This window comes from Neobacillus niacini, assembly GCF_048572935.1.
GTDB lineage: Bacteria > Bacillota > Bacilli > Bacillales > Cytobacillaceae > Neobacillus > Neobacillus niacini.
This window is the reverse complement of record NZ_CP183883.1, coordinates 5,587,142-5,600,295: the sequence shown is the minus strand read 5'-3', so window position 1 is coordinate 5,600,295 and position 13,154 is coordinate 5,587,142. Positions and strand designations below refer to the sequence as shown.

At 36.7% G+C, this 13,154-nt stretch carries 11 protein-coding genes; 8 read left to right on the top strand and 3 right to left on the bottom strand.

Annotated features, from left to right (window positions below; all coding sequences use genetic code 11):
• Positions 1-158: 158 nt before the first annotated feature.
• A complete protein-coding gene (locus ACN6MT_RS27465; protein WP_419954019.1) occupies positions 159-1,310 on the bottom strand; it encodes a diguanylate cyclase domain-containing protein in 1,152 nt (383 codons plus the stop codon).
• A 149-nt stretch (positions 1,311-1,459) separates the two neighbouring features.
• On the opposite strand from ACN6MT_RS27465, the gene ACN6MT_RS27460 reads away from it, so the two are divergent.
• Positions 1,460-2,461 (top strand): DoxX family membrane protein, encoded by a 1,002-nt coding sequence (locus ACN6MT_RS27460; protein WP_419954018.1) that lies wholly within the window; start codon positions 1,460-1,462, stop codon positions 2,459-2,461.
• A 37-nt stretch (positions 2,462-2,498) separates the two neighbouring features.
• On the opposite strand, the gene ACN6MT_RS27455 is transcribed toward ACN6MT_RS27460, so the two are convergent.
• The gene (locus tag ACN6MT_RS27455) at positions 2,499-3,161 is read right to left on the bottom strand and encodes an FMN-dependent NADH-azoreductase (RefSeq protein WP_419954017.1); all 663 of its coding nucleotides are present in this window, start codon (positions 3,159-3,161) and stop codon (positions 2,499-2,501) included.
• Positions 3,162-3,382: 221 nt separating this feature from the next.
• Between ACN6MT_RS27455 and ACN6MT_RS27450 the strand changes: the two genes are divergently transcribed.
• Positions 3,383-4,405 carry a diguanylate cyclase domain-containing protein gene (locus ACN6MT_RS27450; RefSeq protein WP_419954016.1) on the top strand — a complete coding sequence of 341 codons (1,023 nt, stop codon included), beginning with the start codon at positions 3,383-3,385 and terminating at the stop codon, positions 4,403-4,405.
• A gap of 53 nt (positions 4,406-4,458) precedes the next feature.
• Here ACN6MT_RS27450 and ACN6MT_RS27445 read toward each other — a convergent pair whose 3' ends face one another.
• Positions 4,459-5,469: a DUF1646 family protein gene (locus ACN6MT_RS27445; RefSeq protein WP_174524429.1), complete on the bottom strand. Its 1,011-nt coding sequence runs from the start codon at positions 5,467-5,469 to the stop codon at positions 4,459-4,461.
• A gap of 212 nt (positions 5,470-5,681) precedes the next feature.
• Between ACN6MT_RS27445 and ACN6MT_RS27440 the strand changes: the two genes are divergently transcribed.
• The 6 genes from ACN6MT_RS27440 (at position 5,682) to ACN6MT_RS27415 (ending at position 13,093) form a co-directional block, all read left to right on the top strand.
• Complete coding sequence (locus ACN6MT_RS27440; RefSeq protein WP_419954015.1) at positions 5,682-6,986, top strand: Gfo/Idh/MocA family protein; 1,305 nt, start codon at positions 5,682-5,684, stop codon at positions 6,984-6,986.
• A 156-nt stretch (positions 6,987-7,142) separates the two neighbouring features.
• Positions 7,143-8,477: an ABC transporter substrate-binding protein gene (locus tag ACN6MT_RS27435; RefSeq protein WP_419954014.1), complete on the top strand. Its 1,335-nt coding sequence runs from the start codon at positions 7,143-7,145 to the stop codon at positions 8,475-8,477.
• Between the two features lie 147 nt (positions 8,478-8,624).
• The gene (locus ACN6MT_RS27430) at positions 8,625-9,566 is read left to right on the top strand and encodes a carbohydrate ABC transporter permease (protein WP_419954013.1); all 942 of its coding nucleotides are present in this window, start codon (positions 8,625-8,627) and stop codon (positions 9,564-9,566) included.
• An 8-nt stretch (positions 9,567-9,574) separates the two neighbouring features.
• A complete protein-coding gene (locus ACN6MT_RS27425) occupies positions 9,575-10,411 on the top strand; it encodes a carbohydrate ABC transporter permease (RefSeq protein ID WP_034676409.1) in 837 nt (278 codons plus the stop codon).
• A gap of 141 nt (positions 10,412-10,552) precedes the next feature.
• Positions 10,553-11,896 (top strand): ABC transporter substrate-binding protein, encoded by a 1,344-nt coding sequence (locus tag ACN6MT_RS27420; protein WP_419954012.1) that lies wholly within the window; start codon positions 10,553-10,555, stop codon positions 11,894-11,896.
• An 84-nt stretch (positions 11,897-11,980) separates the two neighbouring features.
• Positions 11,981-13,093, top strand: coding sequence for a glycoside hydrolase family 88/105 protein (locus tag ACN6MT_RS27415; RefSeq protein WP_419954011.1), 1,113 nt, complete (start codon positions 11,981-11,983; stop codon positions 13,091-13,093).
• Positions 13,094-13,154: the final 61 nt, after the last annotated feature.

The following is a 13,154-nucleotide window of genomic DNA, read 5'->3' as shown; positions in this document are numbered from 1 at the left end:
TTTTCACCGTCCCAAGGGCTTATAAGAAAAATTTTACATTTAACTTCGTCCTATTACAACTAAATTTACTAATTATTTTGAATAAATAACGAAATGAGAAGAGAAAATGTAGAAATATGTATAAAAACGGAGGGATAACAATCCTTCCGTTTTTTTATTTATGTAGTTGAAATGGTATTACGCCCTTTTGTTTTTGAGATATACAAACAAGTATCCGCTATATGAATTAAATCGTTTGGCTGCGTTTCCGAGCTTGGAATCATTGAGGCAAGACCAATACTGATTGTTACGATATCCGCTACTTCAGAACTACTATGGTCAATTTTAAGAGATTGGACTTTATTTTGAATCAATTCAGCGATAGCGACGCCCTGATCCAGCTTCGTCTTAGTGAATATAATGGCAAATTCCTCACCACCATATCGACAAAAGGTGCTATATGGGTTATTAGCAATAAGGTCTTTTATTGCAGAAGTAATGACTTGCAGGCATTGGTCTCCAGCAAGGTGCCCGTACGTATCATTGTACTTTTTAAAATAATCAATATCAAACATTAAAAGAGTTAGTGGTGAGTTAGTTGTAAGCAGGTTCGACCATTCCTTGCTCAGAACTTCATCAAAGTATCTTCTGTTACCAATTCCCGTAAGTCCATCCAGATAAGAAAGGCGGTTTAGAAACTGATTTGCTTTATTTAGTTCCTGTTCACTTTCTTGTAATTTTATTAGACTAAGATGTAATTCTCTTACAGCTGAATTTGAGTTCGCGATGTAAATGGATAAGTGATAGGAGAAGAATCCACCAAATAAGGAGATAAGATAATGCATCATTAAAACATTTAAAAGCGTGTTTGTATCTTCTATATAAAGGGTAAAGACAATGGAAACAAAAAATAAACCGATTAGGTTCATGTATAATGCTTTTAAGGTGGGATGAAAGTTTAATTTAGAAAATCCGCCACACACTATACCAGTTAGTAATGCACTGATTGCCGCCACAATTGCTGTGTCAGTTAAACCAAAGAGTACTATTCTTCCTATAGCAATTAAACTAGAAGCAATGATTGCAGGAACCCATCCTCCGAAAGCAGCTGCAATGACGATTGCAAGATGACGTAAATCAGCTATGGTAGTGGCATTAATTTGAAAGCTAAATAGCATTAATATAATTCCTAAAACGCCATAGCAAATACCCCAATAGAGTTTTGACTTAAATGACGAGGATGGATGTAATGGTTTGTTTTTTAGAATTTGACCCATAACTGTAAATGAAGCAATCAGTATAGTTATATTTGAAAAAAAGTCTTTTAACATTCTGTTCTCCTAATAATTTTCTTCCATCAACTTATTATAGAAGAAAAATATTATTCTGTGAACGAGCAGGTGTAGATATTTCTTAAAAAAGTATATTTGTGGTAACATCCGAAAACTATAATGATAAGTAAGTTATTGGGGAGGTTCTAATGAATAGTAGAGCTACGATCTTTACCTTGTTGGTTATTGTTATCATATGTTCACCTTTTTTTGTTGATGCACATGTAAAGTGGTTTACAGAAGTTACACCAGAAAAAGAAGATATCGAACACATCCTATCTCCAATGTTTATGACCATTACCGTTTTGGTTGCGACATTGCTAGCTGTATTGACACAACTGTTGCCAGTACTTGATAAAATTCCAATTACACAAAAAATTGACAGGGTTTTGGATAAATACAGAAAATCGTCTAGATATATTTTAAAATATGGTACAGCCATTGCGTTAATCATTCAGGTTGTGGCAGGGACCATTTTTGCGCCCGAATTTGCTATCACAAACGATGTGATACGAATTTTAATGTGGGTAACTATTATCCTCCTATTGATTCCTATACATTATGCGACAAAAGCTGGTGCTCTTATCTTGTTGGGGTTATTTATTTACCAATTAACCCATTCTGGTTTATTTCATATGCTGGATTATGGCTTTTATCTAGCTATTGTTGGTGTACTATTAGTCGGCAAAACGAAACTCGAAGATTGGGGATTTCCTTTTCTTTATTTGGGGACAGGATTGTCACTATGTTGGGTCGCTGTTGAGAAATGGGTTTATCCTTCAATGAGTATGGATATCATTCATCAGCACGGTGTTCCCACTTTTGGATTTCCCGCAGCTACATTTATAGTACTGGCTGCATTTATCGAATTTGTTGTGGGTTATTTGCTAATCGTAGGAATTCTAAATCGTCTGTTAGCTTTTGTCCTGACATTGATCTTTATTTCAACAACCATGTTGTTCGGTGTAACAGAGATTATTGGACACCTCATGATTCATATCGTTTTAATTATCTTCATTATAGAGGGAGTATCGTTTTATGACCCGCCAATTAACATACATAGAACAAAAATTTCTCAAATGGTATTTGTATTCTTAAATTTTGTATTTACACTTGCAACCTTCCTACTGATTTATTATCGATTTGCCTAACGAAAAAGCTTCCTTTATGGAAGCTTTTTTGATTATGCTATGAAAGTAAAATGGGTGATTTTATCATTTCCTTGGCTGCAACAATGGCTTCTTCTTTCGCTTTTTCAACAATTTCAGTAATCTTTTGAGGATATAAGTCTAACGCTTCTGCAATAATGGTATCCATTACCTCAATACCTAAGAAGGTTAAGGCAATTCTTAAATAACGATCCCCAGATTCTAACTCAGCCATTGGTGTTCCAGTGTATAGACCACCGCGGGTATTGATATGAATAGCTTTTTTACCAGTCAGGAGTCCTTTTGGACCAGTTGCTGTATGAGCAAACGTTTTACCAGCAATAAACAAATTGTCTAAGTATGCTTTTAAGACTGCTGGGGAGCTGAGGTTCCAAATAGGTGAGACGAAAACAAAATAATCAAAAGAAAGGAATTCGTCAGCAATTGCATGCATTTTAAGAATTTTTTCTCTTTCACCTTCGGTTAACTGATCTAGCGTATAGCCATACCCCGCTAATTTACCTCTTGCAGATACTAATTCCGCGTCCATGTGAGCAATTTCTAATTTAAATAAGTCGATTGTTTTAATTTCTGTCTCCGGACTTTCTGCTTGTATCGTTTTGATAAAAGCCTCACCGATTTTTAATCCTTTTGATTTCTCTATCCCTTTAGGATTAGCAGTAATATATAATAATTTTCCCACTCTAACACATCCAATCCAACTTGATAACATCATTACTTCAATTATAAGTAAAATTACTTGTTCATTTTTGAACAATAAGTGAAGTTCTTGAACATTAAGTGTCTAAAAACAAATACAAATTCATTAAATTGTTAGAATTTTATAGAGATATATAAGTAGGAATACAATATGATTATGTTAGGATCAATTAAAGAAATTATTACTAAAAGGCGGAAATAAACATGAATCTGCATGATTCTCACATGCATAATGAAAGTGAATTAAAGAAATTACGCAGAAAAGTAGAAGAATTGGAGGCGAGAGAAAAACAACTAATAAAGAGTCTTCGCTTAAATCACTCTCTGCATTCCAAGATTCTTGATGCCTTACCAATAAATGTTTTTTTAGAGGATTCTGAAGGGCGAACGATATTTGCAAATAAACAAACTTGTAATGCCCACGGTGTTAAGGCTGAAGAACTTGTTGGAAAAACGGTGTTTGACTTTTTTCCTCATGATATTGCTGAGAGACAACGGGAAATAGACTTAGAAGTATGGAAGAAGCGTACCCTTCAAACGAATGAGGTAGCTTTGGAATTTCAAGGGAAAAAAGGGTATATGCATACTGGAAAAACAATTATCCATCTTGAAGAATCAAATGAAGATTATTTGCTTGGATTTGGAGTGGATATTACGGATTTAAAACATGCAGAAGAGAAAATTTCACATATGGCTTACCACGATCCCTTAACCGGATTGCCTAATCGCTGGTTTATAAAATCCTGTTTTAAAAACCCTGATACGAATGATAGCCTATTGATGAAAGGTGTTTTACTGCTTGATTTAGATCATTTCAAATTAATTAATGATAGTCTGGGACATGAAGCAGGAGATCTGTTATTAATATCTGTGGCAACTAGATTAAGAGAAGTCATTAGGGATGATAATGTTTTAGCTCGATTAGGCGGTGATGAATTTATTATTCTACTTCCTCACTTACTCTCAGAAAATGAGGCATATGATGTTTCGGACGAGATAATAAAAGGAATGAAAGAACCCTTTAATATTTATGGGCAAAATTTTATGATTTCACCAAGCATCGGTATCAGTTTGCATCCTATGCATGGAGAAGACTTGGAAACATTAATAAAAAATGCAGACCTTGCGATGTATCACTCTAAGGAGCGGGGAAGAAACGGCTATTCCTTATTTACACCTGAGATGAGGGAAAGCGCTATTATTCGCATGAATGTACTGAAAAAATAAGAAAGAATCGGTCACACAATTAAGTGAATCGATTCTTTCTTTATTTGTCCTTATTAAATTACAAACAAAATAACAAAATACACAGCCATGGTTATAAGCCCAACGGGAACCCCGAAACTTGCCCATTCCTTACTAGTAATGTTGAGTTTTCCTGCTGCGATAATATTTGGGATATTCCCAGGGATTAGCATACCCCCACTAATAATAAGACCCATTAAAACAGCCTGGATGGTTGATTGGTCCATTGCTGGACTAATTTCAGCTGCCGCGAGTGTAGCATTATCTAAAATAGCGGAAATCATATTAATCCAATATAACAACGTTGGATGAAGCCCAAGAATATACTCATTTATTAATGGTTCAAAACCATGTCCTAAGAATGTTAATCCCATGACAAACAAGTAAATTTTAGCAGATCGAATCAGTATTTCTTTATAGCTTTCTACTTTTTGTTCAGACGTTAAACCGTCAGTGCTTTCTTGGGGTTTAACTAAAAGGATTGTCAAAATCCCTAAGATAACTACGGCTGAGATTACTTCCGGACCAATTAATTTGAGCAAATAAAAAAAGTCTTCATTTAACTTACTAATGGTAATGGTAGCTAAAGGCTCGCCGATGGGGGTGAGAGCGGCGCCAAGCCCTATTGAAAAACATGCTAAAACAGTAAAGCGAATCTCAGATTTCCGGTCAAGGGGAAGTACGTTAATGATAATAACGAGTACAATTGCTGCGATTATTGCCGTAATGATGCTAGAGGCAAGACCTAAAATAATTACGGTTAGCCCGAAGAAAATCCTAGGAGAAAGAATTCGGTTCACCCATAAAATAGACTTTTCCAGCTGTACCTGCCCCCATTTACAGACTAATCCTGCGATTAAGACAGCTAAAGTAATAGTAATAGGATCAATCAGGGCTTTTTCAATTAAATGGAGATTCATCATTCCACTAACCAAAGCCGCTGCAATACCCATCACAAACAAAAAGATTTCTAAATTGTGTTCAACCTTTTTTACAGAAAAAGGCAAAAATAAAACCAGAATTAAAATAATTACTAATCCAATCATCCAAACCAATCCCTTTTCTTTTTCTAATATGTATAATCTATTATAAACCTTCTCGTGAAATACTAGGATATTAATAATTATATATTATATCTAACTATATTATCTTAAATATTTACACAAAAGTCTAAAAATTCTCCATTAAGATAGAAATCATTTTCATATAAAATGATGGCAAGTAAATTTGCCTTTATTAAAAATTGGAGGATATTAGTATGAAAAAGTATGTAATCTGCGGTGTCAGCAATCGGGCATTAGAAATGTATATTAAACCACTCGTTAATGAGTTTTCAAGAGAAAATGAAATTGTTGGATTACTAGATTCTGACCCGTTGCGATTTACCATTTGTAAAGAAAAATATCCGCAGCTAGACCATGTACCTACCTTCAATCCGGAACAATTTGATACGATGATCAATCTAACGAACCCAGATTATGTCCTTGTGACGGGGAGGGACGATACGCACGTCGAATATATTTTAAGAGCACTTCAAAAACAGGTGAATGTGATAACAGAAAAGCCAATGGTGACAAATGCAGCGGATGCCTATAAAGTAATGCAGGCTGAAGAGCAAAGCAAAGGGAAAGTCATTGTTACATTTAATTATCGGTATAGTACATTTCACCGAAAAATTAAGGAAATGATTCTTGAAGGGAAAGTGGGAAGAATCACTTCTATTGACCTAAATTGGTATATAGATACGTACCATGGATCTAGTTACTTTAAAAGATGGAATCGGAGCCGTGAAAATTCTGGTGGCTTATCTATTCATAAATCTACCCATCACTTTGATCTTATTAATTGGTGGTTAAATCAAAAACCAGAAGAGGTATTCGCTTACGGTGCTTTGAATTACTATGGACAAGATGGTGAATTGAATCCTCAGAAGGAATCTGGTCGTTTTTGCGGGACTTGCGATGTTAGGAATGACTGCAGTTATTTTAAGCGATGGAATCCCCGAATCGGTTCCACCACCGTTAGGGACGACCACCTTTTAGCAGGTGTATATGAAAAAGAAGTACCGTATACAAATTATCGACCGGACTCATGTATTTTTGATGAAGAAATTTCGATTGAGGATACGTATGTAGCTGCAGTGAAATATGACGGCGGGAGTATGCTGAGTTACTCGATTAATTTTTCAGCACCATATGAAGGATATCGCTTGACTATTAACGGTACCAAAGGAAGAATTGAAACAACCGAGTACCACGAACCTTCTCGTATTCCGTTTGAATATCCTGAGCAAAAGATAGATTATTTTCCTCTGTTTGGCGGAAAAGAAACGATAGAACTTGTCAAAGAACCCGGCGGACATGGAGGAGGAGACCCTATTCTTTTAGCCGACCTATTCCTCGGTCCAGACCCGGCCCGTAAATATGAGATATTAGCAGGATCAGAGGCAGGTGCCTATTCTATCGCAGTCGGTGAAGCAGTATGGCGTTCAGTTGCAGAAAAGAAGCCGGTTAATATAAAAGAAATCTTGTTTCAATCCGACCAACAACTAACCAATTCTTAGAACGATAATGGAGAGAAAAACATACTATTCGTTCATTTGAACTTTTTAGTATGTTTTTTTCAATTTTTCAACGAGATGACCTTTGCACGCAGCTTCAAAATGAGTAGAATGATTTTATACTTTTAGATAGTGGCTATGGAAAGAGGAGACTAAAACATGTTTAGGAAGAATCTTAGAACTTCTGTGATGGCTGTGATCGTAGTATTTGGATTGTTGCTTACGGGTTGCAGAGGTGAAAACTCAGTCCAAAAGTCAAACTCGAATGAAAATCAACGAATTAAAATCGTTTTTTGGGACGATAATACAGGACCACAACGGACGCCGATTTGGGAAAAATTAATTACTAGGTTTGAAGAAGAAAATCCCACTATTGATGTCGAATACATCGGATTGCCTAAGGACTCAGCAAAAGCGATGTTTGACGCGGCTATCGCTTCAGGGGAAACACCTGATGTGGCTAGTGTTTATGCCAGTTGGCTGCCGGAGTTTTCGATGCGTGACGCATTGTTGCCATTAGATACTTATTTTTCCAAATGGAGTGAAAAGGATAAAATAAATAAAGGTGCGATAGGGTTTAATAAACGCATGGTGAGTAATCAAAAGTTATACGGAATTCCATATACACAAAACCTCGATATCCTCTGGGTTCGGTCGGATTGGTTTAAAGCGGCCAATTTGAACACACCTGAGACGTGGGACGAGTTCTTTCATGCCGTTGAAGTGTTAACAGATAAAACGAATAATCGTTATGGGTATACTATACGTGGGGGAGCAGGTGGTTCTTTCCAGTTACAACGGATGATGTATGCCTATTCGGGCATTGGAACATTCTTCAAAGATGGGAAAAGCACAATCAATGACCCGAAGCATGTGGAATTCTTAAAGAAATATTTTGCCTTGTATCAACACTATACCCCCATTAACGATATTACAAACGATTATAAGGCAATGATTGCTGGATTTGATTCAGGGTCAATTGCGATGTTACAACATAACATTGGATCTTTTGCGGAACATAACGAATCATTGGATTCCGGCCAATTTCAAGCGATTCCCTTACCAAAATCAGTTAAAGGTCATTATGTAGCAGAAGACGGCAACACCATTGGTATTAGTATTTTTAAAGGAACCAAGTATCCGCAGGAATCATGGAAATTTATTGCGTTTATTAATTCGGAAGAAGCGCAAAGCTTTTGGAATCGAAGTGTCGGTCAAATTCCTACTAATTTAGATGTGCTAAATGAGGACTGGATTAAGACCTCACCGCATATTCGGACTGCCCAGAAGGTTTATAATGACCCCAATACCATTCTTTTTGAGCCGCCATTCTACCTCTCGGAATACCGTACGATACTAAATACGATTGTTGATACGGGTACACAATCGGTACTAAGTGGAAAAATGACCGTGGAAGAGTTTTTAGAGAAGTGGGCAGAAGCAATGGAAGCGGCTAAGGAACAATACGATAATGATTTGTTAAGTCAAGATTAATTTAGGCACTCGCAGCAATAAAGCAGCGGGTGCCTTTTTTTAGTTATATTTTGAAATATCTTAAAATTTTAATCAATCATCTTAAAATCTTTAATTATTTAAGAAACCGTTTTCATTTATTATAAAAAACAGAGAGGAGGAAACTAGATGAGTTTATCACAAGGTGTTACTGAAACGGTTATTAACAGTGAAAAGATGGTAAAACGAAAGAATATCAAGAAGGATAGATGGGTTCCCTACCTGTTTATTCTACCCTCATTTCTTATTATCTTAGGTTTTCTTTTTTATCCGATAGCGACTGTATTCTATTACAGTGTTCAACACTATGATGTGTCGGCGCCCTATTATAATGGCTTTGCAGGTTTAGAGAACTTTAAAGAAATATTCACGAATGACAAGATGTTCATACCTAGTTTAATAAATAGTTTGAAATGGGTTGTAACGGAAGTTGGTTTACAATTAGTGTTTGGTATGATCCTCGCCCTGTTGTTGAACCAAACATTTAAGTTTAGAGGGTTAGTACGTGCGGTGGCTTTTATCCCTTGGGCAATTTCAGGGGTGCTGGCTTCAACTATGTGGTCATTAATGTTTAACGAACATATGGGTGTACTTAATGATTTACTTATGAAAATAGGGATTATTGATGAGCCGCAGGCATTCTTAGCAAGCACTTCAACAGCTTTTACATCGGTGATTATAGCTGAGTTGTGGAGGGGTATTCCGTTCTTTGCGATCACTTTACTAGCATCATTATCTAGTATTCCGAATGAACTATATGAAGCAGCAAAAGTAGATGGTGCGAGCAGATGGAAGTCATTTATTTATGTAACATTACCACAATTAAAAAATACCATTGTTCTCACAACATTACTTAGAGTAGTGTGGGAGTTTAATAACGTCGATTTATTGTTCAACTTAACGGGTGGTGGTCCTGCACATTCAACCACAACACTTACCATGTATATTGCAGATTTAGCAGTTCACGGAAGCAATTTTGGATACGGATCAGCATTAACGGTCGTTTCATTTGGAATCTTACTAGTTTTCGCCATCCTTTATCTGAAACTATCACGATATGAAAAGGAGTGATTTGAAGGATGTTAACAGCAAATAAAAAAGTCGACAAACTATTAACTCTATATCTTCCTTTAACAATGTTGTTGAGTTTTACCATCTTTCCAATCTACTGGACAATAAATACAGCTTTCAAACCTGAAGGGGATATCATTAAACGTCCGCTGCAGTACTTGCCGGTTAACCCGACCACTGAAAACTTTGTCACTGCTTGGACAAATGTCGGATTTGCTACCTTCTTTAAAAATAGTTTAATCGTTGGGGTTTCTACGGTTTTGGTTGTACTTATCTGTTCGACTTTGTCAGGATATGCATTAAGCAGATATCAGTTCAAAGGAAAACGCAGTTTTATGATTATGTTGTTATGTACTCAATTCATTCCAAGAGCCATGATGATTATTCCTTTGTTCGTTATTTTCAAAAATCTAGGGTTAATCAGTAATCCACTTTCACTGATTATTACCTATACAGCAATTGAAATTCCGTTTACAACAATCTTGATGAGTGGATTTATCTCAAATGTTCCGAAGGAGTTAGAAGAAGCGGCGATGATTGACGGGTGCTCGAAACTTCAATCACTCCGGCATGTGGTATTCCCATTGTTGCTGCCTGGTATTGTGGCAACAGGCGTATTTACTTTCATTTACACTTGGAATGAATTTTTAATCGCACTCATGCTGACAAATCAACAATCAAAGTTTACGCTCCCTGTTGGATTAAGTACCATGCTGGGAGAATTTAGTATCAATTATGGAGCTTTGGCAGCTGGAAGTGTAATCGCTTTAATTCCTGCAGTTATCTTATTTGCCTATGCACAGAAGCACCTAGTAAATGGAATGGGTGGAGCTGTAAAAGGTTAATTATAAAAGGCTCTTTAGAAAAGAGCTTGCAATCTTGATGTCATGAATCAAAATAGTTTATTCCACGTTAAAATCGGCTTTAGGATTTTAACAACATTATAAGAAACAAAGACTTATAAAAATATTTAAGGGGGAATTACCATGTTTAAGAAAAAAATGACAACCTCGTTGCTTGCACTAACACTGGGAACAAGTATGTTACTTGCAGGGTGCGGTGGTGAAGAAAAAGGTGCAACAAAAACGACTAAAAAAGCAGAAACCAAATCTGAGGAACCTGTAACACTTCAATTTTGGGACGAAAATGCTGGTCCAGCACGTACTCCAGTTTGGGAAGAAGTCATTAAACGATTTGAAGAAAAGAATCCTAATATTGATGTTGAGTATGTTGGGATTCCGAATAGCTCAGCTAAATCAAAATATGACGCTGCTATTGCAGCAGATGATACTCCGGATATTGGCTCTATGCAAACAACTTGGCTGCCAGAATTCTCGATTCGAGAGGCTTTGCTGCCACTAGATTCCTATTTCAAGAAGTCTGAAATCAGCAAGAAAATTAACCCAAGTGCTACTGGTGTAAATAAGAAAATAACCCAAGATGGAAAGCTATATGGTATTCCATATGCACAGAATTTAGATGCCTTATGGGTTCGTACAGACTGGTTTGAACAAGCTGGTGTACAGGAGCCTAAAACATGGGATGAATTCTTTACAGTGATCGAAAAGATGAGAGATGAAGCCAATAATCGTTATGGATTTACAATCCGCGGCGGTGCAGGTGCGTCCTTCACCATTCAAAGAGCAATGTTTGCTTATAGCGGTTTAGACTTTTTTGATAAAAACGGTAAGACAAACATCAATGACCCTAAACACGTAGAATTTGTTGAGAAATATTTCTCTTATTATGACAAATTAACGCCAAAAAGTGATATCACAAATGGCTATAAAGAAATGATTGCCGGCTTTGATACTGGTGTTGTAGCAATGGTACACCACAATCCAGGTTCTTATGGCGAGCACAATAAAGCATTACCTGCAGGTTCTTACAAGTTAATTCCACTGCCAACAACAGAAAAAGGTCAATATGTTGCTGAAGGTGGCAATGCAGTTAACCTAGCAATCTTCAAATCAACAGAACATGCTGATGAAGCATGGAAATTCGTAGAATTTGTTAACTCAGAAGAAGCACAAAGTTATTGGAATCAACAAACTGGTCAAATTCCTACAAACTCTGATGTGTTAGATGATGAATGGGTACAAGACGCACAGCATATCAAAACAGCATTTGAAGTTTACAATGATCCTGATACAAAACTATATGAGCCGCCGTTCTATCTGCCAGATTATCGTGCTATTCTTGATGGTGTCGTAGACCCAGGGGTACAAGCAGTGATGAGTGGAAAAATGTCAGCAAAAGACTTCCTAGATGAATGGGCAAAAGCGATTGAAGATTCTAAAGAAAAGTACGACAAAACATTTAAAAAGTAATTTAATCCACATTCTGGGTGTTGATTTCTATTAACACCCAGTTCCCTTATATAAAAGAAAAAAATAGAGAAGGAGATTAAGAGAATGGGAAAAACTACAGATAAAATCAGAACAGAAACACCGCTAATGATGGCCGAAAAAGCATGCCAGACATTAATGAAGACTTTCCGTGCTGAGGATTTACCTCCAGTAAATTGGTTCCATTATCACCAAGGTGTTTTCCTATATGGAATGTATAGAGTATGGCAAGAAACAGGTAAGGAAGAGTATTTTAACTACATCCAAGCATATTTTGATCATTTAATTGATGAGGAAGGAAATGTCGTCTTTGAAAGAGATCAATTAGACTCTATCATGCCGGGGATTCTCTTGTTTCCTCTATATGAAAAGACGAAGAATCCAAAATATATGATTGCGGCAAAGAAATTAAGAAGCGCCTTAGATACCATCAATCGAACCACTGAAAATGGTTTCTGGCATAAGGAAAAATACCCTTATCAAATGTGGTTAGATGGCCTCTTTATGGGTGGACCATTTATGCTTATGTACAGCAAGCATTTTCAAGAAGAAGAATTGGTTCAGCATGTATTGCTTCAGGAAAAGCTCATGAGAAAACATATGACAGATCCAAAGACGGGTTTGCTATTCCATGCTTGGGATGAGAAAAAAGTCCAGCCATGGGCTGATCCAGAAACAGGCTGTTCACCGGATTTCTGGGGTCGTTCAGTTGGCTGGTACGGGGCTGCACTGATTGATCTGTTAGAGGTTTTGGGTGAAAAGAAACGTGGTCAAGAAGAATGGATTCATTCCCTGCAAAGTTTCATTCCTGCTATCGTGAAATTCCAGGATGAACAGTCTGGAATTTGGTACAATGTGATCGATAAAGGAGACCGTCCAGATAACTGGTTAGAATCCTCATGTTCAGCTCTCTTCTTGTACTTTATTGCAAAGGCTGTTAAGCATGGTATTGTAGATGAGTCTTATCGTGAGGTTTGTGATCAGGCCTATGCAGGTTTAATAGAGCATATGGTTGAAAGTGATGATTCTTCTTTCACATTAAAAGGAATTGTGATCGGAACTTCTGCAGGCACATACGATTACTATGTATCACGCCCAACATCTGAAAATGACCTTCATGGAATGGGTGCCTTTATTTTAGGCAGCATGGCGTTACATGATCTCTATAAAGAAAATTAATAGATTTATAGAAAAGCCATAAAATAAAAGCTTCCATTTAAAAAATGGGAGCTTTCTACTC